Source organism: Aeromonas sp. 96A, from assembly GCF_051919165.1.
Lineage (GTDB): Bacteria > Pseudomonadota > Gammaproteobacteria > Enterobacterales > Aeromonadaceae > Aeromonas > Aeromonas veronii.
Map to the genome: position 1 here is coordinate 1,540,945 of NZ_JBQBFE010000001.1, position 23,295 is coordinate 1,564,239.

Sequence of the window (23,295 nt, forward strand, 5' to 3'; positions counted from 1 at the left end):
ATTATGCTGGCCTTGTTGTTATGGGAACCTTACTCCCCCTTGGCGATCCCTTCCCGGCGCGGATCCGCTGCGCCAAACCAGCCGCCAGCGTTGCGCTCAACCCCCTGCAGGCCGGAGGTCTGCTCGTTCAATACCACCTCGTGTCCCCTCGCCTTCAATCCCTCGACCACCGACATGGGGGTGCGCCCCGCTTCCAGCTCGGTGGGGCCGTTGCGGCTGCCAAAGTTGGGCAGGTTGATGGCCTGTTGCAGGTTCAGGCCCCAATCCTGGGTGCCGAGCAGGGTCTTGCCCACGTAGTTGATGATGGCGGAGCCCCCCGGCGAGCCCAGCGTCATGGTCAGCTCGCCACTTGGCTTGTCAAACACCAGCAGGGGTGACATGGAGGAGCGGGGCCGCTTGCCCGGCTCCACCCGGTTTGCCACCGGCAGACCGGCAGCATCCACCGAGGTGAAGGAGAAATCGGTGAGCTGGTTGTTGAGCAGGTAGCCGTTGATCATCTGACGCGATCCGAAACCATCCTCGATGGAGCTGGTCATGGAGATGGCCATCCCCGCCTTGTCGACGATCGAGACATGGCTGGTCGAGGGGAGTTCCGGGGTCGCATCCTTGCCCCGCGCCAGCGCCAGTGGCGGCGTACCGGGCTTGGCAATCCCCATGGAGAGCTGACCGACAAGCTTGCCGCGTTCGGCCAGATAGCCCTTGTCCAGCAGCCCCTGCACCGGCACCCTGACAAAATCGCTGTCGGCGACGTACTGGTTGCGATCGGCGAAGGCCAGACGCGCCGCTTCGCTGTAGAGGTGGATAGCCTCGCTGGAAGCAGCCAGTCCCCCCTCCTTCGTGGTGATCGGCTTGAGGGCCGCCATATCGCGGCTCTCCAGCATGCCGAAGATCTGGCCGAGCGCCAGGGTGCCGGACGAGGGAGTGGGAAAGCCGCAGATCTTGCTCTGGCGATAGTCAAAGCAGAGGCCATCCCGCACTTTGGCCTGATAGCTGGCCAGATCGGTGGCCGCCAGTACCCCGGGGTTGGTGGGATGTTGGCGTACCTTGGCTACCATGGCATCCGCCAGCGGCCCCCGATAGAAGGCATCCGCCCCCTCTGTGGCCAGAGTGCGCAACACCTTGGCCAACGCTGGGTTGGTCAGCCGGGTGCCCGCCGTTTTGGGGCTGCCATCCGCCTGATAGAAGTAGGCTCGCGCCTCTGGATCCCGTGCCAGATAGGGATCCTTGGCCAGCAATGTGGCCAGCCGTGGACTTATCACAAATCCTTGTTCTGCCAGCGTGATGGCGGGCTCGAACAGCGTAGCCCAGGGCAGCTTGCCATAACGTTGATGGGCCAGTGCCAGAGCGCGCAGGGTGCCGGGAACGCCGACCGAGCGGCCCCCGACCACCCCGTCATAAAACGCCAGCGGCTTGCCATCTTGCATAAACAGCTGGTCGGTGGCGGCAGCCGGCGCCGTCTCGCGGCCATCCACCGCACTCACCTTGCGGCCATCCCACACCAGCAGCAGCGTCCCGCCACCGATCCCGGAAGATTGCGGCTCTACCAGCGTCAGCACCAGCTGCACCGCAATGGCGGCATCGACGGCACTGCCACCGGCCTTGATGATCTGGTAGCCCGCATCCACCGCCAGCGGGTTGGCGGCCGCCACCATGAAGTCATGGCCCTGCCAGCCCTGTTTGTCGGTCCAGCCACTGGCGGCTTCGGGTGCGATCAGGGTCTGGGCTGGCGGGGTGTAGTGAAAGCCGTTGTCACTGGCACAACCGGCCAGCAGGGCAAGGGCGACAGCCAGCCCCAGAGGTTTGCGCAACATGACACTCTCCTTGTCTGTTTTATGACCATGAAGAGGGACTATGTCACGATTGGCGCTGATAGCTCAAGTTATTGAACAAGATCAATATCTTACTCATCTATCAATAATGGCTATCCGTAACAGATATAAAAAAACCGCCCGAAGGCGGCTTTTACGATGGGATGGCAGAGGCCAAACAGGCGCAAGTCCGGTTAGATGGACTGCTCTTCGCCACCCAGGGCGGCAAACAGCGCCGGGATAAACTGGGACAGCTCAGCGGTGACCAGCGCGAAGTCCGCATCCAGACGGGCGGCCGGATCTTCGCTGGTGACGTCGTCGTTCTGCTCGCGCAGCTCTTCGCTGAATTTCAGGCGCTTGATGGAGAGATCATCCCCCAGCACGAAGCTGACGGTCTCGCCCCAGTTGAGGGCCAGCTTGGTCACCAGCTTGTCGTTGGCCAGGTGGTTCTTGATTTCATCCGTCATCAGATCCTGCTGCTTGCAGCGGATGATGCCACCGTGCTCCATGGCACTGCGCAGCTCGGCTTCATCTTCCAGGGTGAACGAAGCAGGCAGGTTGCCCTCGTTCAGCCACTCGGTCATGGTGATTTCGGGCGGGTTCTTGAGGGCCACCGGCACCACCGGCAGGGAGCCGATGGATTTGCGCAACAGTGCCAGCAGATCGTCCGCCTTCTTGGCAGAACCTGCGTCCACCACCATCAAATTGTCGGCCGGATTGATCCAGGCGAAGGTCTGGCTGGTACGACTGAAGGCACGGGGCAGCAGAGTGTGGAGGATCTCCTCTTTCAGCGCTTCCTTCTCTTTCTTCTTGAGGGCGCGTCCCTGTTCGAACTCGATCGCCTCTACCTTCTCGGCCAGCATCTCCTTGACCACGGTACCGGGCAGCATCTTCTCCTCTTTGCGGGCGCAGATGAGGATGTGGCCGGAAGCAGAGTGGGTCAGGGTTGAGCCGAATTTGCCAAGGGGCTTGACCCACCCGAAACGGGAGATGTCCTGACTGCCGCAAGGGGTGAAGGCACAGGCTTCCAGCTGGGTTTCCAGCTGATCCACGGTCAGGTCAAAGGGGCGGGTAAAGCGATAAATCTGCAGGTTTTTAAACCACATGGCGTCCTCGGTCTCTAGATTGTCCGGCGGGCATTGTACTAGAGAGGCGCTTTGTGATCAGCCAATCATTCTCGCTAAATAAAGGGCGATCGACCTCACAGGGTCTCATTTATGTCACCAGTTTGTTCATCAAGTTCTCCTAGACTGCGAAAGTAAATTGTTAATAAGGATGAAGGTATGTTGCGGCCCAGTCGCCCGGAAGACATGGAAGAGATCGTCGAAATCTGGTTGCTGGCCTCCCTGCAGGCCCACGATTTCGTCGATGCCTCCTGCTGGTGGCAGGCCCAGGAGGATCTGCGTACCCGCTATCTCGATCGCGCCGCCATCTGGGTGTTCGAGGAGCGCGGCGACCTGCTCGGATTTATGGCGCTGGTAGACAACTACCTCGCCGCCCTCTTTGTGCGCCCCGACCGACAGGGACGCGGCGTCGGCCACGCCCTGCTGCAGGAGGCCAAGCGTCAGGGGGCGTCGCTCCACGCCCGGGTCTTTGTCGAGAATGACCAGGCGGTGCGTTTCTATCGCCGCCACGGCTTCGTCATTGAGGCCGAGGAGTCCGATCCCCTTACCGGCCACCCCCAATACCGGATGTGCTGCGAACCTGCCTGAATCGATGCCAGCCCCCTGTTTTACTTGAAAAAAGCACGGGGCATCCTCATCTTGTCTCCATCGGGTGCCACAGGCACCGTCCCTGCAACCGGGCTGCTTTCCAATGAAAATCCTCCATACCGCCGATTGGCACCTTGGCCATCAACTCCATGGTCATGACCGCCGTTTTGAACACGATGCCTTTCTCAACTGGCTGAGCGACACCCTCAAGGCGCGCGAGATCGACGCCCTGTTGGTGGCGGGTGATCTGTTTGATACCGCCAATCCCCCCGCCAGCGCCTGGCAACAGCTCTACCGCTTTCTGGCCAGACTGCGCGCCGAAATGCCCCGCCTCAACATGGTGCTGATCGGCGGCAACCACGACTCCCCCTCCAAGCTCGATGCCCCCCACGAGCTGCTGCGGGCCTTTGATCTGCATCTGGTGGGCAGCATCAGCCGCGACAGTGAGGGCAAGCTCGAGACCGACCGCCTACTGGTACCGCTGCAAGACCGGGAGGGCAAGATCGCCGCCTGGTGCGCCGCCGTGCCGTTCCTGCGCAGCAGCGATCTGCGGGTAGAGTCGTTGGAAGAAGGACAAGACAGGCTGATCGAAGGGGTTCGACAGGTCTACGCCGAGGCACTGGCCGAAGGGCGCGCCCGCTGCGGGGAGGAGCTGCCACTGATCGTCATGGGCCACGCCTATCTGGCGGCGGGCCAGCTCTCGGAGCTGTCGGAGCGGCGGGTGCTTGGCGGCAACCAGCACGCCCTGCCCGCCGAACTCTTTGCTGGTGCAGACTACACGGCGCTCGGCCACCTCCATCTGGCCCAGAGCCCGGCCGAGGGGGTGCACTACAGCGGCTCGCCGCTGCCGCTTTCGCTCGCCGAAGCCAACTACAACCATCAGGTGCTGGAAGTGACCTTTGCGGAGGGGAAACTGGCTGGGCTGGAGCGGATCCCGGTGCCCCGCGCGGTGGAGATGATCCGCCTGCCCCAGAGCACCCTCGACGACGCGTTGAACGCCATCGCTTCGCTCGAGCTGCCTGCTTGTCCACAAGAGGCACAACCCTTCCTCGAAGTGCGGCTGCTGCTGCCCAAGCCCGAGGCCCGCATCCGCGAGCGGATTCTGGCGGCCATCGCAGACAAGCCGGTACGCCTGGCCCGCATCAGCACCCAGTATCAGGGCTCGGGAGAAGGACTGGCCGATGGTCGCGAGCGGCGCAGGCTCGATGAGCTCTCTCCCACCGAGGTGTTTCGCCTCTGCTATCAGCGCCAGTTTGAAGGGGAGCCCGAGGCCGGGCTGGTTGCCTCGTTTGAAGAGATCCTGGAGCAGGTGAAGGAGTCAAACCAATGAAAATCTTGTCTCTGTCAGGTGAGAATCTGGCCAGTCTGACCGGCCCCTTCACCATCGACTTTACCAGGGGGGCGCTCGGCGCCGCGGGTCTGTTTGCCATCACCGGCAACACCGGCGCAGGCAAAAGCACCCTGCTCGACGCCATTTGTCTGGCCTTATACGACGAGATGCCGCGCTTTATCGCCAATCGCAAGAACGTGGCCGAAGTGGGTCGCATGGATGATGAAGAGAAGCTCAAGGCCAACGACGTACGAGGCATCCTCAGTCGCGGCCACGCCAGCGGTTTTGCCGAGGTGCAGTTTCGTGGCTGCGATGGTCGCATCTGGCTGGCCCGCTGGGCGGTGCGCCGGGCGCGAAACCGCTCGGAGGGGCGCTTTCAGGCGCAGGAGCGCACCCTGACCGATGTGGAGTCAGGGCAAGTTTTCTCCGGCAGCAAGCGGGAGCTGCAGGATCGCATCGACGAGCTGGTGGGTCTCTCCTGGGAGCAGTTCCGCCGCGCGGTGATCCTGCCGCAGGGGGAATTTGCCGCCTTCCTCAAATCGGACGCCAACGAGCGCTCCGCCCTGCTCGAACGGATGACAGGCACCGAGCTCTACTCCGCCATCTCCATCCAGACCTATGAACGGGCGCGGGAAGAGCAGCAGAAGCTGGCCACCATCGCCCAGCGCCTCGGCGACGTGGCGCTGATGGACGAAGCGACCCGCGAGCATTGGGTAAGCCAGCAGGTGAGCCTCTCCACCACCCTCAAGCACGAGCAGCAACAGCAGCAGCTGATGCAGGACTTGCGCGACCTCAATAGCCGCATTGCCGCCCAGCTGCAGGGCTGCGCCGAGGGGCAGGCGGCGCTCGATGCCGCCCTGCAGGCCCACGGCGCCGCGGCCCCCGAGCGCGAGGAGTTTGCCCGTGCCGAACAGGCCCAGGTGGCCCGCGCCGATCATGACGAGCTGGCCCGCCTCACTCTGGAAGTGCAGCAGCAGGAGAAGGTGATCGCCGAGCTGGGCCCGGAGCTGGCCAAACTCGAGGAGCAGACCCAGCAGAGCGCGCTGACCGAGCAGCAGTTGCTGGCGGAGAAGATCGCCGCCGAGCGGGAATGGGGCGCCCTGCAACCCGAACTCAAGCGGGCGCAGGAGCTCGATACCCGCATCCGGGAAAAAGTGCAGCAGTTGCAGAAGATCCAGCAGGAGGGGGCGCAGGAGCGAGAAGTGCAACTCACGCTGGAGCAGGGCTGGCGCGAGCAGAGCCGACAGGTAGAACTGCTCAAGCAGCAGCACCAGCAGTGGGGCCTTTGGCTCGAAGAGCACAAGGAGCTGGCACCAGTGGCCCGTCAGTGGCAGCCCCTGCTCACCGCCATGCAGGATTGGGCCGAGGATGCCGACAAGCTGCAGCAACTGCTCACCCTGCGGGATCACAAGCTGCGCGCCCTGCAACAGTTGCAGCGCCAGCTGGAGCAAGGCCAGCAAGAGCGCGACTACTGGCAACATGAACAAGCCCGGCTGCAACAGCAACAGAACGAGCTGCAGGAGCAGCAGTGGGAGAGCCGCCTCGCCAAGGCGCAGGAGCAGTGGCAGCAGCAAACCGAACAGCTGGGTCAGCTGCGCCAGCTGCTGGAGCTGGCCGACTATGGCCGCAACCACGGCGAACAGCATGGCCGCCTGCAACAGGAGATTGCCCAGCTGGAGCAGGCCCTCGGCAAGCTCGCTACCCTTGGCGAAGAGCTGGTTCCCGCCCGCGAGCGGCTCGCCCTGCAGCGGGATGAGGCGCGCCACGCGCTGGAGCAGTCCCGCGCCATCGCCAGCTTCGAGCAGTATCGCCATATCCTGAGCGATGGCGAACCTTGCCCGCTGTGCGGTTCCGGGGAGCACCCCTACAGCCAGAGCCAGCCCCAGGTGGCGGGGATCCTGGGTCAGCTGGCGGAACGGGTCAGAAGCCTCGAACTCGAATGGGATCGGCTCAACCATCAATACATTCAGTGCGAGAGCGAGCGTCAGGAGCTGGCTCGCCAGCTGGCAGTGCGCCAGCAGCACCTGCCGGAGCTGGAAGCGCGCGCCGAGCAGCTGACCCAGCGCTGGCTGCAGCTGGGAGGCGATACCCTGCTCGGCCATCCGCTGCCGCTGCGCCAGAGCCCCATCGAGTGGAACGAGATGATGAGCACACTGCTTGGCCGTGGCCAGGCGCTGGAGCAGGGGTTGGCCCAGAGCCAGCAGCAGCTGCGTCAGGCCCAGCTAGGCCAGCAGCAGTTGCAGGGAGTGCGTCAGCAACTGAGCCAACTGGCTGCCCAGCACCAGCAGTTTGACCAGCAGTGGCAGGAGGCCGATCGCCAGCGCATCGCGCTGGAAGGGGAAGTGAAAGGCATGGGTGAGCAGGAGGCGACCCTGCGCCAGCGCCTCGAACAGGGCGCCCGCCGCCTCGATGAACAGATGGGCGGCCAACCCTGGCGCCAGTGGCTCGGCAGCCAGCAGTGGCACGAGTGGCAACGGACCTGCGAAGCCTGGCTGCACGGCCAGAGCGAGTGGGAACGGCTGGCCAGCGAGATCGCCAGCCTCACACCCGCCCTGAGCGCACAGGAGGCGCGCCTGCAGACCCAGCGCGAACTGCTGCACAAGCTGGAGCGGGACTACAAGGAGCACGAGCAGCAGCGACAGGGACTGCTCACCAGCCGCAGCGCTTGTCTTGGCGGTGAGGAGATCCCGCTGGTCGAGAGCCGCTGGCAACAGCGACTGCAACAACTCGCCAGCGAACTGGAGCTGATGCAAAGCGGCGCCCGCGTTCTGCACGAACGGCAGACCGAGCTCAAAACCCGCCTCACCCATGTGGAGCAGGAGAAACAGGTAAGCAGCCGCCGCAAACGGGAGGTGCTGGGGCGCTGGGCCGCCCACGCCAGTACCCTTGGCATTGCCGAGTACGACCTGCGCCGTCTGCTCGCCATCAGCCCCGATGAACTCAAGGCTCGCCGCACTGCCCTGCAAGGGCTGGAGGATGCGGTTGGCGAGGCGCGCACCCGCCTTGCCGAGCGGCAACGGGCGCTGGCACTGGAGGAGAGCAAGCGGGATCGCTATCGCGAGCACCACCCCGAGCTGGCCGCCCTGCCGGATGCAGAGCTGAGCGAGCAGCTGACGGCGCTCGATGCCCGTTGTCGCGCCCTTGAAGAACAGCTGTTCGAGTGCAAGAGCAAGCTGGCACAGGCCGAAGCCGCCGCCCTCAAGGCGGGCAGCCTGCAACAGGAACTGGCCGCCCAGCAGGCGGTGGCCGACCACTGGCAGCAGCTGTGCGATCTGATCGGGCAGGCCAACGGCGCCAAGTTCCGCACCTTCGCCCAGAGCCTCACCCTTGAGCGCCTGCTGCTGGAGGCCAACGCCCAGCTCGCCGAGCTGTCACCGCGCTACCGGCTGGAGCGGGTACCCGGCACCGATCTGGCGCTGCAGGTGGTGGATCTCGACATGGGGGACGAGGTGCGTTCGGTGGACTCCCTCTCCGGTGGCGAGAGTTTTCTGGTGTCGCTGGCGCTGGCGCTGGCCCTCTCCAGCCTCTCGTCACGGCAGACCCAGGTCGAGTCGCTGTTTATCGACGAGGGGTTTGGCACCCTCGATCCGGACAGTCTGGATCTGGCGCTCGCCAGCCTCGACTCCCTCCAAGCCGCAGGTCGCCAGATCGGGGTCATCTCCCACGTCCAGACGCTGGTGGAGCGGATTGGCGTGCAGATCAAGGTCGAAGCCCTCGGCGGCGGCGAGAGCCGGGTGATCGTCCCGTAAACGAGAGACAAGATCGTGACATGAAAAGGCCCCATCATCAGATGGGGCCTTTTGTTAGACATTGCTATCCGCCACTATCGCAGTGGCTACAATGGCAACATGTTATCTGGGGAGCGCCTCAAGCGGGCTTAACAGTTCATTTTGCAAACCTTTGTTATTGGTTTGAGCCAACACATAGGCAATAACAGCCCTTTCACCACGCCAGAAACTCTTCTCCTCTGCAGAAAGTGCCGGATCTACCCGTCTTGCTGCAATCTTGGCACTCCATTCAGGTAGCCAGCCGGTTACCAGCGCCCAATACTTCTGATCGATAGTGCTGCCTATGCTGTCAAACGTCCGCCACGCAAGCTGCAGCTGACCATCGGTATAGGTTTTAGTGGTCCCATCCAGCTTAAACCCGGCACCACTGATAACCAGCGATTTAAGGGTTGCATGGTAAGGCTGACCCGCCGACCAGGCATCCTTCAAATAAGTCAACATGTCAGCGTTAATGGTATGAGCCACTTTAACCATATTTAGCCTAGCCTCAAACGGAAATGCATCACGGGTTTGAGTCGCCAAGATCATATCGCCATAAACATCACGCATACGCAGGCCAAACTGGAAGGAATTGACCAGGTTAAAGGACTCCTCAATACGCTTGGTATCACCAATTGGCGTGTTGTTGAAGTAGTACTTGATGGTATCGCTGGCCAGCACATTGCGTGGTGATACCTGATAACGCGCATCCTTGTACTCTATCTGGCGTCCAACCAATCCATCCGTCGTCACAGCAGGCAAACGGACATAATCAATCAATGTACGCGCCGTATCGCTGAAACGAACATCATCTGTCTTGCCCCACTTCTCAATTTGAGTAAGTAACGCCTTATCCAGACGTGTATTGGCGTCGAATGGCAGGCCGAAATAGCGGTTCAACAACATAAGGCTAGGACTGAGGCTCTCAAGTGTGCGCTTGGTCTCCCAGCGGTATGGGGAAAAGGGGTACACCTCTTTACCATCCTTGTCGATAAAAGAGACCCATTGTGGCAACTCCTCACCCAATACCATCGCCCGGATCTGCGCAATCAACCGCTCCTTCACCAACGGCAAATCAACCAAAGCCATTGCTTCGCCATTGTCTGTCCAGCGCTCCGTACTTCTTTGTACCAGATACTTCATTGCCAGCAACTTGTCTGGCCAAGACCCCAATACATCCCGGTCATTGCTGTACTTATGATTGGGATCATTCGGGCTTACCGAATCCAGTGGTACACCATCGCGCGTTTCAGAGAGCACCTGATAACCTCTGGAGTCCTGTTCCAGTGCCACCGTGAAATCCGCATCAAAACAGCTGGCGGGGAAAGACTTGCCTTTGGGAAGCGATGACTTCACGTCACTGTAAAGCTTGGTCAGTGGCAACTGCTCAATCGCACCATTCCCTGTTTTGACTTCACAGACTTTGTCGGGTCTGGCCACCACACCCAGCAGAAAATCTGCTGCATCAACAGCAGCTCTACTGTAATCACAGAACCAGTAATCACTTTCAGCGGAGCCCTGTGGGTTACAATAAGCAGGGTTGGCAGCCAATTGCTTGATACCGATACCGAATCGCTGGGTAAATACCCGGTCAATATTCTTGTAGTCTTCCAGTAGATCCCGAACTTCAGAGAATGTCCTCATCCGGCCAATGGTGTAATCAACCAGGTTGTCATCACGGAATGTCTGCTTGTCTTCACGGGTATTGCGGCGCTCATAGCTGTCCAGATAGGACTGCCGTTTGAACTGCATCATCTCGACCAGATTGGTGCCTTCGTCAAATCGCTTACAGTCGCTGTTGAGCGAAACATTACCATCGGTACAAAAGGCATAGCTTTTCAACGCCAGCTTCTTATCTTGCAACGCTGTATTGAAAGAGCTGTCTAGATTGCTCCAGGAAGAGAGCGGGATCCCATCTTTAAGATGATCTTTCAGCGCAGTTAACTGACCAAAGCGCACACGGTAGTCATTCTGCAAATAGGCCGTGTCCAACTCACTCAAACTCAGCAATGCGGTTGGCCGACGGCCAGCGTCATCAGGCTGACCATATGGCACTTCTACTTGACGAGCATAGGCAAAACGCAATGCAGCTCTGTCATATGGGCCGAAAATAGGGAGCTCGTCAAACTCTGACGCTGCATAATCCATGATGGAGCTATAAGCAGGAACATGTTGCAGTCCCAGGGATTTCGCTTCATCCACCGAATAGAAGTTCTGTTTGTCCGTCGAACCGGCGAAGTTGTGACGCAGCCCCAGATTGTGCCCGAGCTCATGTACCAAGGTGGAGCGATACATATGTGCTGAAATCGCATCGCTGATCTTGCTACGTTGCTCGCTATTTAGCTCTTTCCATTTTTTAAGGCGAGTCTTCTGATCATCCAGATAGAGGCTGGCATCCTGATAGTCAATGCCCGATACCAATCCCTTGCTGGTCGACGATACCCAGATAGCATCTTCACCAAACGCATTATTTTCAGACCAGCGCTTAATTCTGGCTTCATCAGCCTTGATAAAATCGGCTAGTGACGAATCCACACCAGGCTGTACCAATGTGGCCGATGTCCCTTGTTTTTGATTCTGGCGCGGCATGCTTGCCAGGGAATCCTGCACTTGCTGGAAGTCACTGTCCGCCAAGAACTCGGTGCGACCACCTTCCGCAGTTAACACCGCATTGTTCACCGCCTCAAACGTCACCCCGGCGGTGACTGCTTCACCAACAGACTTCAAATCACCGCGGTTGAAATGACGCACAAGACTGTTCCAGGTACGCGGTACCGCAGTTCGGATTACTCCTGAGTACTGGTTGACATGCGCTTTGACAATTTCACCTGTCAGCGGATTGGCAACAGATGGACCATAACCGAGCAAACCATTGGCCAACGGTCGGTCAATCAGGTTGATCATATTGACGCGCAGATCACCAACCTGCTTGCCACTCCCTTTGTCCGGATTAACCAGATTGATCGGTGGCACTCCGGTGCCGGCCAATACCTTGTTGATATGCTCGATAGAGCTCAGTGTAACATCCAGAAACAATTTGTTTTCCGGTTTGAAGAAGGTATCGCTCAGGTAGTAATCAATTGTGCTTTTACCTGGATTAAAACGGTTAAGATAGGCGCGTTCACTACCATCTGTCGCAGCCCCCTGTTCATCGAGCTTTTCGAAAGTTGAATCAAAAAATCCAAATACACCGTCATCTGCCGAAGCATAACGAATCGGCTGATAATCTTTGGATGCAATCTTGTCGAGCTTGACCAGTGAGTAGTAAAAACTCGTTTTAAAAGAGAGGTCGTTGAAACCAGTATTGAGATAGTCACTCATCGCACTGCGGTTGACGGTAAATGTACGCTCCAGCTCAACGTTAATAACACCTTTGGCTGCATCCATCTCCCACCGTACTACCCGAGGAGTAGCCGTTTCCCGCACGTTGTCATTTTTGTACCAGAGATCAATGGTGTTTACTTCATGTCCTTTCAAATCCTTGAACTTGGGATGGAAATAGCGCTTCTGATCCCAAAGTACATTGGCATCGCTATTCACCTCTTCCTTGCGAGTGCATTCTCCATAAGCATCTTCCGCGCAGCGATAATCCAGATAATCGCCAGGAATAGTCAACACGGGGGCAACATCATTCCAACGTGGTGGTTGTCCAGGAGCCGTTGTATCTCTATCGACCTCAACAACCCGCAATCCCTCCTCAACAAATTGCAGTTTGACAATTTTCTCCTCCCCCTGAAAGAAGGGATCCATGTTCACTGCATATCTCGGAGCATCTGCCGTCGAAGGGACATAAAGCCAAAGCTCATCAGTATTAAACTGCTGCCATGCCTGTTGCTCTACTGCCTTGGGAACCTCTTTATAAGGCTCATCGCCAGCACCACATCCAAATAGAAAAAAGCTGACTGTGGCAGCTATGATTGTTTGCTTCATCATATTAAAGGGATCCTTCCTTTTAATTTTATTTTTATTAATTAAAAACTGTAATCAACCAACAGAGACCAAGTGGCATTCTGCTTGTCATATAGCGATACAGAACCTGTAGCTCCTCGTTCAAGGTCATAGACAATGCCGGTATTGGAATACATCAATCCAACAGACCATGACTCGTTAAACTCGTAGAACAGACTCTCCGAATGAATGTAGTCATCCTTTTTACGGTTGCCTGAGTAGCTCCAATGACTGTTCAACACCAAGCTGGCATTAAAAGACCACTTGTCCCAAGGTGCATAATCAAGGCTCAGCAAATTTTCCAGAGTCCACTCTTTCAGGGTCTGGCCACCCCGAGTTTTGTACTCATGAAAATTTTTCATTACCCTGGGCTGCCAGGTAAATTCAAGTGAAGTTAGAAGCAGACCGAGATCAATCGTTAGAGGTGTCGCGATCCTCAGGGATGTATGAAGATCATCTTTTTTACTCTGCTCAGACATTGGCAAACGAATGCTGCCATCCATGCCCAATGTAGCCCAACTATTCAAGTCGAACAGTTCAGAATGACCATACTTAAGCCAGCCATCACGCCAGTATTGCCCTTTTGGGTTATCCAGTGAATGAAAGCCAGCCAAGTTCAAGCTCAACTTGCTATCATTGATGAATGTGTAATCAACAATACCAGTTAAACCAACGGTCCTCGCCTCATGGTAAGAGCCCCTTTTATAGAAGTTGCTCGTATAGTCTGCTTCCAACAGACCACCCCATGGTGACTCCTTCTGTGAAGAGCTGTCATCGGCGATCGCAAGCGGTGATAACAGTATGGCGGCCGTGCCAAAAAGTAACATCCGATATGTCATATCCATTTCCATAAATAACTAAAAGAATCTTGTCTCATGAAAAGACAAGATGAATCTTTTACCTGTAATTCACGAAAACAGCAAATAAACAACCCGGCAAAATTTTAAACCACAAAAAGCGCCATTCACAACAACAACCACACAGTTATCCTAGCGTGCGCAACACAATAAGTTAAACTCAGGGCTAACAGATCAACAATTAAACAGAAAGCATCTTGTTTGTTATTAGTATTTTTGCTTTAGCGAGGAATTTTATCCTTATAAATACCGCAAGATAAATGTGAATACGCTCAATACACTTGTGCCTATGCCATCTATCTTTATCCATATGACAAACCGATAAGATATTCCTTGCCTTACCTGTATAAAAATCAATTCAGCCGAAGCGGTAGGCGCCCATATAGAGGCTGCCGCCATCCCAGCTCTCGTGCAGCCGGGTCGGCGCCACACCATCGGCCGCCCCCAACGCCACAAAGAGCGGGCGCAGATGATCGTCGTGGGGATGAGACTCCACCGCTCCGGGGGCCTGCTGGCGATAGTCGAGCAGCGCCAGACGATCCTCGTCGGCCATCTTCTGCTCCAGCCAGTCGACAAACTGGCTGGCCCACTCCGGCACTGGCGAGCCTTCCGGTGCCAGCGCCCGCAGGTTGTGGGTGATGGCGCCAGAGGCGAGGATGCCAATCCCCTGACTGCGCAGCGCCCCCAATACCTCTCCCAGTTGCCACAACTGGGCCGGGGTGAAACTCGCGGGAATGGAGATCTGCACCAGCGGGATCTCGCTGTTTGGGTCGATCAGGGAGAGCGGCGACCAGACCCCGTGATCCAGCTCGCGCCGCATCGGGGTGGCGGTCAGTCCGGCCAGTGCCAGCTGGTCGCTCACCCCTTGTTGCAGCCACTCGGGGCTGCTGGCAGGCCAGCGCATCCGGTAGAGGGGCTCGGGAAAGCCATAAAAGTCGTACATCAGCGCCGGTTTGGGCTCGACGTTGATCTGCAGCTCGCGGCTGAACCAGTGGGCGGAGATGACCACCAGCCCCTTGAGCTCACCCAGACGCAGGGTTCGCAGAAAGCGGGTGGCGGGTTGCTCACGCAGCACCAGATCCGGTGCGCCGTGAGAGATAAACCAGACGGGGGCGAGGGACATAAAGCAGACTCCAACAAAGTATCAGGGGGCGATACCGGAGGGGATATCGCTGTTGGAATCGATTATCCGCCTGCCATTAAAGGTGAACAATCCAGCAAAATAGATAAGCACTATCAACCAATGATTGATAATTTCACGCCTTCACGACAGGTAATCGGCAATAGATATCAAGGTTGCGGCGCTTCCGGCAGCGGTCGGGCTACGCGAAGCGCCATACGGGTCGCTGCACTGTGATCCTGCCACTCTCGCCACGCCAATCCCTCGGCGGCCACCTCCCCTTTCACTGGGAGGGAGAAGATCGCCAGCAGTCGCGCATTATCAGGCCAGTAGCGGGCTGGCAGCGTCTGAACCAGCAGCAAGGCGGCGCCCAGCAAGAGCAGAGCCCATCCGGTTTCATGGCTGTTTTTCATCCCGACCTCCTTCACCCTTGCGCCAATGAACTAACATTTTTGCGCAAGCCGGTGACAAGACGGTGACAGCGGACGGGTGGTCATTTTACAACATCTGAACCTCAACCCGGCCAAACAACCACAGATGGCAACATTTGTATCCCTTCAGCCCGAACCTGTGGCCGTATGCTCTAAAATGTGACTCACAGGAAAACGTTATCCCTGAAAAGAAAACGTTATCTGGTCAAAACGTTGTTTCTGGATCATAAAAAGATTCCAAAAACTGGTGTATATTGCTCGGCGGAAATTCCTTAACCATGAAGATTGACATGAAAAAGACCAAAATTGTCTGCACCATCGGTCCGAAGACCGAATCCAAAGAAATGCTGGCCAAAATGCTGGACGCCGGCATGAACGTCATGCGCCTGAACTTCTCCCACGGTGACTACGCCGAGCACGGCAGCCGCATCAGCAACCTGCGCGCTGTAATGGCCGAGACCGGCAAGCACGCAGCTATCCTGCTGGACACCAAGGGTCCGGAAATCCGTACCATGAAGCTGGAAGGCGGCAACGACGTCGCACTGGTCGCTGGCCAGACTTTCACCTTCACCACCGACCAGACTGTGGTTGGCAACAAAGACAAAGTGGCCGTGACCTATGCAGGTTTCGCCAACGATCTGCGCGTCGGCAACCGCATCCTGGTTGATGACGGCCTGATCGGTCTGGACGTTATCGAAATCACCGAGCGCGAAGTTATCTGTAAAGTGCTGAACAACGGTGACCTGGGCGAGAACAAAGGCGTTAACCTGCCGGGCGTCTCCATCAAGCTGCCGGCCCTGGCCGAGAAAGACAAGCGCGACCTGATCTTCGGTTGCGAACAAGGCGTTGATTTCGTTGCTGCTTCTTTCATCCGCAAGAAAGAAGACGTTCTGGAAATCCGTGAGCACCTGAAAGCCCACGGTGGCGAGAACATCCAGATCATCTCCAAGATCGAAAACCAGGAAGGTCTGGACAACTTCGACGAGATCCTGGCTGTTTCCGACGGCATCATGGTTGCTCGTGGCGACATGGGTGTAGAGATCCCGGTTGAAGAAGTTATCTTCGCCCAGAAGATGATCATCGCCAAGTGCAACAAAGCCCGCAAAGTGGTTATCACTGCCACCCAGATGCTGGACTCCATGATCAAGAACCCGCGTCCGACCCGCGCCGAAGCTGGTGACGTGGCCAACGCCATCCTGGACGGTACCGACGCAGTGATGCTGTCTGGTGAATCCGCCAAGGGTAAGTACCCGCTGGAAGCCGTGACCATCATGGCCACCATCTGCGAGCGTACCGATGCCGTGATGCCGTCCAACCTGTCTGCTGCCAACGACAGCAACAAGCTGCGCATCACCGAAGCCGTATGTAAAGGCGCCGTAGAGACCTCCGAGAAGCTGGACGCCCCGCTGATCGTGGTTGCTACCGAAGGCGGCAAATCTGCCAAGGCCATTCGCAAGTACTTCCCGAAAGCCTGGATCCTGGCTATCACCACCAACAAGAAAACTGCTGCCCAGCTGGTTCTGACCAAGGGTGTGGTTGCTCACGTGGTTGACAGCATCGCCTCTACCGACGATTTCTATCGCATCGGTAAAGAAGCCGCGCTGGAAATCGGCATGGGTCTGAAAGGTGACGTGGTTGTGATGGTCTCCGGTGCTCTGGTACCGAGCGGCACCACCAACACCGCTTCTGTTCACGTTCTTTAATCAGAGCTGAACGAGTTGAAAACGGCGCCTGCGGGCGCCGTTTTTTTTGTCCCTCCCCCCTGCTTACCTGACAAGCCCGGTGTTAGAATCCACGCGAATTTAATCTATGCGGGAAATCTCCCGAATATCGCGTAATAACCCGGAAGTTATATGCCCTCAATACGTTTTAAAAGAGTCTCGGCCACCCTGTTGCCGCTGCTCTGTCTCCTCGCCAGCCTCTGCGTCCCGCAAGCCATGGCGCAAGATGTCCCCTCTCGCAACGCAGTTCAGCGAGCGCTGGATGGTCTGGGTAAATCAGAGACCCTGACAGTCAGTCAGCAAGCGGATCAGAAGTTGCTGACCGAAACCCTCGGTCTGCTCGACAGCATCGACAAGGAAGAGGCGAAGGCCAAGACCCAGGCCCAGCGGATCCGCAACCTGCCCACCGAACTCAGAGAGATCAGCGCCAAGCTCGATGCCCTGACCAAGGGCAAGAGTGCCGAGCAGATCAAGAGCGAATACGCCAGCATGAGTCTGGCAGAGCTCGACAGCCGTCAGCCGGAAGTGCTGGCCAACATGCAGGCGGCCCAGGAGGCCCTCGGCGCCATCGGCAGCCAGCTCACCAGCTTGCAGACCCTGCCGGAGCGGGCCCAGGCCAGCATGAGCCGCGCCTACCAGCGCAGTCAGGAGATCCGTACCCGCCTCAACGCCGGTGAAAGCGTCTCCAGCGCCGAGAAGATGAAGCTCGGTGCCGAGCTGGCCCTGCTCGACCTGCAACTGGCCCACCTGCAAAAGGAGCTGGATAACCGTACCAGCATGCAGGATCTGGCGATCAAGCAGCGCGACTACCAGAGTGCCCGTCTCGCCAGCGAAGAGCAGAAACTGCAGCTGTTGCAGGATCAGAGCAGCGCCAAGCGCCTCGGCGACACCGAAAAAACCGCCGAGCAGACCGGTGAACTGGTGGCGACCGAAGACAGCCCGCTGGTGCAAAAAGAGCAGGAGCTCAACCACCAGCTCAGCCAGCAGCTGATCGGTGCCACCACCAGCCTCAACTCGCTGGTCCAGAAAAACCTGCAAGCCAAGAGCTGGCTGGAGCGCGGCATCCAGACCGAGCGCAACCTCAATGAACAGGTGCAGATGCTCAAGGGCAATCTGCTGCTGTCACGCATCCTCTATCAGCTCTACCAGCAGTTGGAAGCGGCGCCCACCATCGCCGTCAAAAATCTGGAAGAGCAGATTGCCGATCTGCATCTGGCCCAGTTTGAACTGAGCCAGCAGCGTGACCAGCTGTTCCAGAAGAACCTCTATCTGGACAATCTGATCGCCGGCAGCAAGGATCCGGTGAGCGAAGAGGACAAGGAGAGCCTTGCCAAGCTGCTCGACACCCGTATCAATCTGCTCGATCAGCTCAACCGCCAACTCGACAGCCAGCTCACCAACGCCATCAGCCTGCAGCTGACCCAGCAGCAGCTGGCGCGGGTCTATGCCTCTATCGAATTTACCCTGCAGCAACACATCTTCTGGGTAAGCAGCAACAAGCCCATCGACAGCAAGTGGTTTATCAGCTGGCCCGCCCAGGCCTACAAACAGGCCTCCGACTGGGTATTGAAACCGGACTGGAAACGCTGGCGCGAAGAGCTGCTGGGGATCTCCCTGCTTGCCTTCCCGCTGCTGCTGATCGGCGGCCTGCTGGTCTGGAAACGTCCGGCGCTGGTTGAGCGCGAGAAGAAGATCACCAAGGACCTTGGCCGTTTCCGTCAGGACAGCCAGTGGCACACCCCGCGCGCCTTGCTCTATACCGTGCTGCAACGCCTGCCGGGCAGCATGTTCATTCTGGCTGGCGGTCTGCTGCTGACCTACTGCGGTCTGCTCAGTCCCAAGCTGATGTTCCAGATCACCCTGAACCTCGCCCTCGGTTATCTGGTGTTCAGCGTCTATCTGGCGGTGATGCGCCCGGGCGGCATCGCCGAAACCCACTTCCGGATCCCGAAAGCGGAGCTGCAGGCCAAGCGCAACAGCATGCGCTACATCTGGTTGCCACTGCTGCCGCTCATCATGCTCGCGACCAAGGCGGTAGTTGAACCCTCCACCCTGGGCAACGACGTGATCGGCCAGGCCATGACCCTGACCCTGCTGGGGCTGGCCGCCTATCTGGTGTTCCCTATCTCCCGCGCCCGCATCAAGGGCGAGGCAAGCATGCAGAAGTCGCTGATCGCCATCGCCCTGGCGCTGGCGCCGGTGGCGCTGATTGTGCTGGCGGTGCTCGGTTACTACTACACCGCGCTGAAGCTGACCGGTCGCCTGATCGAATCCTTCTACCTCATCATCATCTGGAGCCTGGTCTACCGCACCGCCCTGCGTGGTCTGGAGCTGGCGGCCCGTCGTCTCGCCTACCGCCGTGCGGTGGCCAAGCGTGAGCACAAATCTTCGGAAGATGCGGAAGGTGGCGAGTCCATCGAAGAGCAGCCCATGGATCTGGAGGATGTCAGCCAGCAGTCCCTGCGTCTGACCCGTACCGTGCTGATGCTGATCTTCGGTGTCGCCTTCTACTGGCTCTGGTCCGATCTGGTCGCTGTATTCTCCTACCTCGACAGCATGGTGCTGTGGCACCGCAGTGAAGGCACCGGCGCCAACGCCGTGCTGTTCCCCATCAGCCTGAGTGACGTGCTGATCGGCTTCCTGCTGCTCGGCGGTGCCTGGTCACTGGCGCGCAACCTGCCGGGCTTGCTGGAGGTGCTGGTGCTCTCCAAGCTCAATCTGGCTCAGGGGACCGCCTACGCCATCACCACCATGCTCAACTACGTGCTGATCGGCTTCGGCTCCCTCACCGCTCTCTCCATGATGGGCGTGCAGTGGGACAAGCTGCAGTGGGTTGCGGGTGGTCTGTCAGTCGGTATCGGTTTCGGCATGAAGGAGATCCTCTCCAACTTCGTCTCCGGCATCATCATCCTGTTCGAGCGTCCGGTGCGGATCGGTGACACCGTCACCATCGGCTCCTTCTCCGGTACCGTCTCGCGGATCCGCATTCGCGCCACCACCCTGACCGACTTCGACCGCAAAGAGGTGATCATCCCCAACCAGCAGCTGATGACCGAGCGGCTCATCAACTGGTCGCTGAGTGACACCGTCACCCGGGTGATCGTGCGGGTGGGCGTGGCGTATGGCTCGGATCTGGAGCTGACCCGCACCCTGCTGAAACAGGCGGCCGACGAAAACAGCCGCGTGCTGAAAGACCCGGCCCCCATCGTCTACTTCCTCACCTTTGGCGCCAGTACTCTGGATCACGAGCTGCGCTTCTTCGTGAGCGAACTGGGAGACCGCAACCCGGCGGTGGACGAGTTGAACCGCAAGATCGACCAGCTGTTCCGCGAGAACGGCATCGAGATCGCCTTCAACCAGATGGATGTCTACATCAAGAACATGCAGGGCGAAGAGCAGAAGGTGGAGTCCAACTCCGCCGCTCTGCCACCTCCCGCGGAAGATGGCAAGCAGCCAGCCTGATAGCGAACTGCACGGATCTGATGACAACAGCCGCTCACCCAGGTGAGCGGCTTTTTTATACCCTGTTTATGGCGATAGAGACAGTTATCCATTGCCAACATGGCTGGCCGCCGCACAACAGGCCGCCATCACCCTTGATAAAATATAAAGAGAAATAAAAGTCTAAAAACAAACACTTGCCCTACACTACTACTTACCGCATGGATGAAACCTGCGCCCTTCTCCCCTCACCGCGCCCCCCATACCGCGCTCGCTCCGGCTCCCGGATTTTTATAACTTTTTTTAATTTTATTTGAGTGTCCTCTTCATCCTGACTATTGCAAAGTGGCGCCATTCCAGCGCCGGGCCCTGTGACCACCACCCGGCTGACACCGACTTGCTCATTTGATAATTGAAAGGATCCGAGAGATGAAACACCCCTTGATGGTAATGGGAATAGCCGCCTGTCTGGCATTGAGCGGCTGCCAGAATATGGATACCAAGAAAGTCCTGATAGGTGCAGCTGCGCTGGGTGCCATCGGCGCCGCTGGCTATTACGCCGGGAAAAAGCACAGCGATAACAAACACGAGCATGATGGCCAGCATGACGATAGCGATGACCAGCATATGGCCACCAGCAAGATGCCCCGTTACTGCTCGGGGGAAGCAGCCAGCAAATTCCATGTCTCCCCGCGCGATATCACCACCGAGTCGGCAGAAGAGAGTGGCCACAGATACAAGGTCTATGGCCAGTACGAGACCGACGATGATGCGGTCGACTTTACCTGCACCTTCAATCACGACGGTCGCTTCCTCTCGGTCGTTCGCAGCTGATTTGCCAGCGGTTACAGCCAATTCACTACTGTCACCCCATACAGGACACACAAGATGAAACAGCAACGCAGCATGATCGCCAGCCTGATTGCGCTGGCCCTGCTTGGCCTCGCCCCATGCGCCGGTGCCGCCAGCGGCCACTCCGGGGTGGATCTGGCCAGCATGGATAACAGCGTGCGCGCGGCGGACGATCTGTTTCGCCACGTCAACGGCAACTGGCTGGCACAGACCCGGATACCGGATGACATGCCGGGGCAGACCATCGGCAATCTGTTGGCGGACAAGTCGCTGGAGGATCGCAAGGTGTTGCTGGAGGAGCTGCTCAAGCGCCCGCAACAAGCCGGAACCCCTCGCCAGCAGATCGCCGATCTCTACGCCAGCTATCTGGATCAGGCCGGACGGGATGCCAAAGGGCTGACCCCCATTCAACCACTGCGTGACGAGATCATGGCCATCCATGATGGCACCTCGCTGGCCACCTACTTTGCCCGTGTTAACAAGCTGGGCGGCGGTGCTCCCTTTGGTATCGGGATCATGGCCGACAAGAAGCAGCCTGACAGCTACGGGATCTACCTGCAGCAATCCGGCCTCGGTCTGCCGGATCGGGACTACTACCTGAAAGCAGATGCCGCCAGCAAGACACTGCGGGCCAGCTACGAGCAGTTCATTACCGCCCTGCTCAACCATGCCGGCGTCGAGGGTGCGAGCGAACAGGCCCATCGCATTCTGGCGCTGGAGACCCGGCTCGCCAGCCTGCAGTGGGACAGAGTCAAGCGGCGGGATGACAACCTCACCTACAACAAACTGCCCATCGCCCGCCTCAGTCAGTTGCTGCCCACCCTGGATTGGCAACGCTACCTGGCAGAGGCCGGTATCGCCGGGGAAAGGGAGATCATCGTCAGTGAGCCGGACTATCTGGAGAAGCTGACCGCCGTGATGCAGGAGACCAGCATCGCGCAGTGGCAATCCTACTGCCTGTTCCATCTGCTACGCACTTATGCGCCCTATCTCGACAGCCAGAGCAATGCCCTGCACTTCGCTTTCTACGGTACGACCCTGAGCGGCATCCCCCGGCAGAGGGAGCCCTGGAAGCAGGCCATGGAGGTGCTGGACGACTATCTGGGTCAGGCGGTGGGCAAACTCTACGTGGAGCGCTACTTCCCGGCCGAAGCCAAGGCACAGATGGCGAGCATGGTGCGCAATCTGATCGCCGCCTATCGCCAGGAGATCGGTGGGCTCGACTGGATGTCTGCTCCGACCAAACAGCAGGCGCTGGCGAAACTGGAGCAGGTACGGGTCAAGATCGGCTATCCCGACCAGTGGCAGGATTACAGCGCAATCGAGATCCGTCCCGATGATCTGGTCGGCAATGCCCAGCGCGCGGCCACGGTGCGTTACAACGAGCACCTTGCCCGCCTCCATCAACCGGTGGATCGGGAGGAGTGGTTCGACAATCCGCAGACGGTGAACGCCTACTACAACCCGAACAACAACGAGATCGTCTTCCCGGCCGCCATACTGCAACCGCCCTATTTCGATCTGAAGGCGGATGATGCAGTCAACTATGGCGCCATCGGCGCGGTCATCGGTCACGAGTTGAGCCATGGTTTCGATGATCAGGGGGCCAAATTCGATGGCAACGGTGCCTTGCACAACTGGTGGGCTCCGGCCGATCTCAAGGAGTTCACCGCCAGAGCGCAAAAACTGGCGAAACAGTACGAGCGTTTCGAGCCCATCAAGGGGGAGCATGTCAACGGCCAGCTGACCCTTGGCGAGAACATCGGCGATCTCGGCGGCCTGACCATCGCCCACAAGGCGTACCGGCTCGCCCAGGGCAACCGCAAGTCAGCGGTGCTCGATGGCTTCACCGCCGAGCAGCGATTCTTTATCGGCTGGGCGCAGGTGTGGAAAGGGAAGTACCGGCCCGAGCTCGCAGCCGTCCTGCTCAAGACAGATCCCCACTCGCCGCTGGAGTATCGGGTCAATGGCGTCGTCGCGAATATGCCGGCCTTTTACCGCGCCTTTGCCATCAAGCCGGGAGACAAGCTCTATCTGCCACCTTCCGAGCGCGTGAAGATTTGGTGACCACCAGCAGGGGCCCTGGCCCGAAAAGCTCCAGCAGATGGATCACCTCCACCTGAGCTGAAGATGACCGACACAGGGAGTGTCTGTTTTACCCTGCCTGGTTTTTCCCGACCCACATGTGCCTGACCATGTGGGTTTTTTTGACCCTTCTGCCCCCCCCCTTCTCCCCGGCCCCCCCTGCTTTCACCCGATACGGCCACGGCACACAACTCCGCCATTTTCTCGCCTTTGCCTTTTGCTG

Annotated in this window: 13 protein-coding genes; 7 read left to right on the plus strand and 6 right to left on the minus strand. The window is 58.5% G+C overall.

Translation table 11 applies throughout. The features are described from left to right. Window positions 1-29: 29 nt before the first annotated feature. Window positions 30-1,811, minus strand: a complete 1,782-nt coding sequence (gene ggt, locus ACTG2W_RS06935) for a gamma-glutamyltransferase (RefSeq protein ID WP_440016134.1) — start codon at window positions 1,809-1,811, stop codon at window positions 30-32. 191 nt (window positions 1,812-2,002) lie between these two features. Further along, complete coding sequence (gene rdgC / locus ACTG2W_RS06940; RefSeq protein ID WP_005347467.1) at window positions 2,003-2,914, minus strand: recombination-associated protein RdgC; 912 nt, start codon at window positions 2,912-2,914, stop codon at window positions 2,003-2,005. Between the two features lie 177 nt (window positions 2,915-3,091). Here rdgC and ACTG2W_RS06945 point away from each other — a divergent pair, with 177 nt between their 5' ends. The 3 genes from ACTG2W_RS06945 (at window position 3,092) to ACTG2W_RS06955 (ending at window position 8,599) form a co-directional block, all read left to right on the plus strand. Further along, complete coding sequence (locus tag ACTG2W_RS06945; protein ID WP_005338252.1) at window positions 3,092-3,520, plus strand: GNAT family N-acetyltransferase; 429 nt, start codon at window positions 3,092-3,094, stop codon at window positions 3,518-3,520. A gap of 103 nt (window positions 3,521-3,623) precedes the next feature. Beyond that, window positions 3,624-4,850, plus strand: a complete 1,227-nt coding sequence (locus tag ACTG2W_RS06950; RefSeq protein ID WP_106842479.1) for an exonuclease SbcCD subunit D C-terminal domain-containing protein — start codon at window positions 3,624-3,626, stop codon at window positions 4,848-4,850. Beyond that, entirely contained in the window at window positions 4,847-8,599 is a 3,753-nt protein-coding gene (locus tag ACTG2W_RS06955) for an AAA family ATPase (protein WP_106842478.1), read from the plus strand. Before ACTG2W_RS06950 ends, ACTG2W_RS06955 begins: the two co-directional genes overlap by 4 nt. 102 nt (window positions 8,600-8,701) lie before the next feature. On the opposite strand, the gene ACTG2W_RS06960 is transcribed toward ACTG2W_RS06955, so the two are convergent. From ACTG2W_RS06960 to ACTG2W_RS06975, 4 genes are all read right to left on the minus strand, one after another. Next, window positions 8,702-12,550 (minus strand): zinc-dependent metalloprotease, encoded by a 3,849-nt coding sequence (locus ACTG2W_RS06960; protein ID WP_106842477.1) that lies wholly within the window; start codon window positions 12,548-12,550, stop codon window positions 8,702-8,704. Between the two features lie 38 nt (window positions 12,551-12,588). After that, window positions 12,589-13,404, minus strand: coding sequence for a hypothetical protein (locus ACTG2W_RS06965; protein WP_106842476.1), 816 nt, complete (start codon window positions 13,402-13,404; stop codon window positions 12,589-12,591). A gap of 376 nt (window positions 13,405-13,780) precedes the next feature. Next, complete coding sequence (locus ACTG2W_RS06970; RefSeq protein ID WP_106842475.1) at window positions 13,781-14,545, minus strand: DODA-type extradiol aromatic ring-opening family dioxygenase; 765 nt, start codon at window positions 14,543-14,545, stop codon at window positions 13,781-13,783. Between the two features lie 167 nt (window positions 14,546-14,712). Then, window positions 14,713-14,955, minus strand: coding sequence for a hypothetical protein (locus ACTG2W_RS06975; protein WP_064336987.1), 243 nt, complete (start codon window positions 14,953-14,955; stop codon window positions 14,713-14,715). A 308-nt stretch (window positions 14,956-15,263) separates the two neighbouring features. Here ACTG2W_RS06975 and pykF point away from each other — a divergent pair, with 308 nt between their 5' ends. The 4 genes from pykF to ACTG2W_RS06995 all read left to right on the plus strand — a co-directional run bounded on the left by pykF (window position 15,264) and on the right by ACTG2W_RS06995 (window position 23,054). Beyond that, on the plus strand, window positions 15,264-16,676 hold the full coding sequence (pykF, locus tag ACTG2W_RS06980) for a pyruvate kinase PykF (RefSeq protein ID WP_031227651.1): 1,413 nt from the start codon (window positions 15,264-15,266) through the stop codon (window positions 16,674-16,676). A 150-nt stretch (window positions 16,677-16,826) separates the two neighbouring features. Then, window positions 16,827-20,156 carry a mechanosensitive channel MscK gene (gene mscK / locus ACTG2W_RS06985; protein ID WP_005359039.1) on the plus strand — a complete coding sequence of 1,110 codons (3,330 nt, stop codon included), beginning with the start codon at window positions 16,827-16,829 and terminating at the stop codon, window positions 20,154-20,156. A gap of 408 nt (window positions 20,157-20,564) precedes the next feature. Then, window positions 20,565-20,969: a hypothetical protein gene (locus ACTG2W_RS06990; RefSeq protein ID WP_106842474.1), complete on the plus strand. Its 405-nt coding sequence runs from the start codon at window positions 20,565-20,567 to the stop codon at window positions 20,967-20,969. A gap of 54 nt (window positions 20,970-21,023) precedes the next feature. After that, window positions 21,024-23,054 (plus strand): M13 family metallopeptidase, encoded by a 2,031-nt coding sequence (locus tag ACTG2W_RS06995; RefSeq protein WP_106842473.1) that lies wholly within the window; start codon window positions 21,024-21,026, stop codon window positions 23,052-23,054. Window positions 23,055-23,295 lie beyond the last annotated feature (241 nt).

Excerpts from the sequence above, each read along its gene's own strand:
- ggt (WP_440016134.1), bottom strand. The coding sequence starts at position 1,811 with ATGTTGCGCAAACCTCTGGGGCTGGCTGTCGCCCTTGCCCTGCTGGCC.
- rdgC (WP_005347467.1), bottom strand. The coding sequence starts at position 2,914 with ATGTGGTTTAAAAACCTGCAGATTTATCGCTTTACCCGCCCCTTTGAC.
- ACTG2W_RS06945 (WP_005338252.1), top strand. The coding sequence starts at position 3,092 with ATGTTGCGGCCCAGTCGCCCGGAAGACATGGAAGAGATCGTCGAAATC.
- ACTG2W_RS06950 (WP_106842479.1), top strand. The coding sequence starts at position 3,624 with ATGAAAATCCTCCATACCGCCGATTGGCACCTTGGCCATCAACTCCAT.
- ACTG2W_RS06955 (WP_106842478.1), top strand. The coding sequence starts at position 4,847 with ATGAAAATCTTGTCTCTGTCAGGTGAGAATCTGGCCAGTCTGACCGGC.
- ACTG2W_RS06960 (WP_106842477.1), bottom strand. The coding sequence starts at position 12,550 with ATGATGAAGCAAACAATCATAGCTGCCACAGTCAGCTTTTTTCTATTT.
- ACTG2W_RS06965 (WP_106842476.1), bottom strand. The coding sequence starts at position 13,404 with ATGACATATCGGATGTTACTTTTTGGCACGGCCGCCATACTGTTATCA.
- ACTG2W_RS06970 (WP_106842475.1), bottom strand. The coding sequence starts at position 14,545 with ATGTCCCTCGCCCCCGTCTGGTTTATCTCTCACGGCGCACCGGATCTG.
- ACTG2W_RS06975 (WP_064336987.1), bottom strand. The coding sequence starts at position 14,955 with ATGAAAAACAGCCATGAAACCGGATGGGCTCTGCTCTTGCTGGGCGCC.
- pykF (WP_031227651.1), top strand. The coding sequence starts at position 15,264 with ATGAAAAAGACCAAAATTGTCTGCACCATCGGTCCGAAGACCGAATCC.
- mscK (WP_005359039.1), top strand. The coding sequence starts at position 16,827 with ATGCCCTCAATACGTTTTAAAAGAGTCTCGGCCACCCTGTTGCCGCTG.
- ACTG2W_RS06990 (WP_106842474.1), top strand. The coding sequence starts at position 20,565 with ATGAAACACCCCTTGATGGTAATGGGAATAGCCGCCTGTCTGGCATTG.
- ACTG2W_RS06995 (WP_106842473.1), top strand. The coding sequence starts at position 21,024 with ATGAAACAGCAACGCAGCATGATCGCCAGCCTGATTGCGCTGGCCCTG.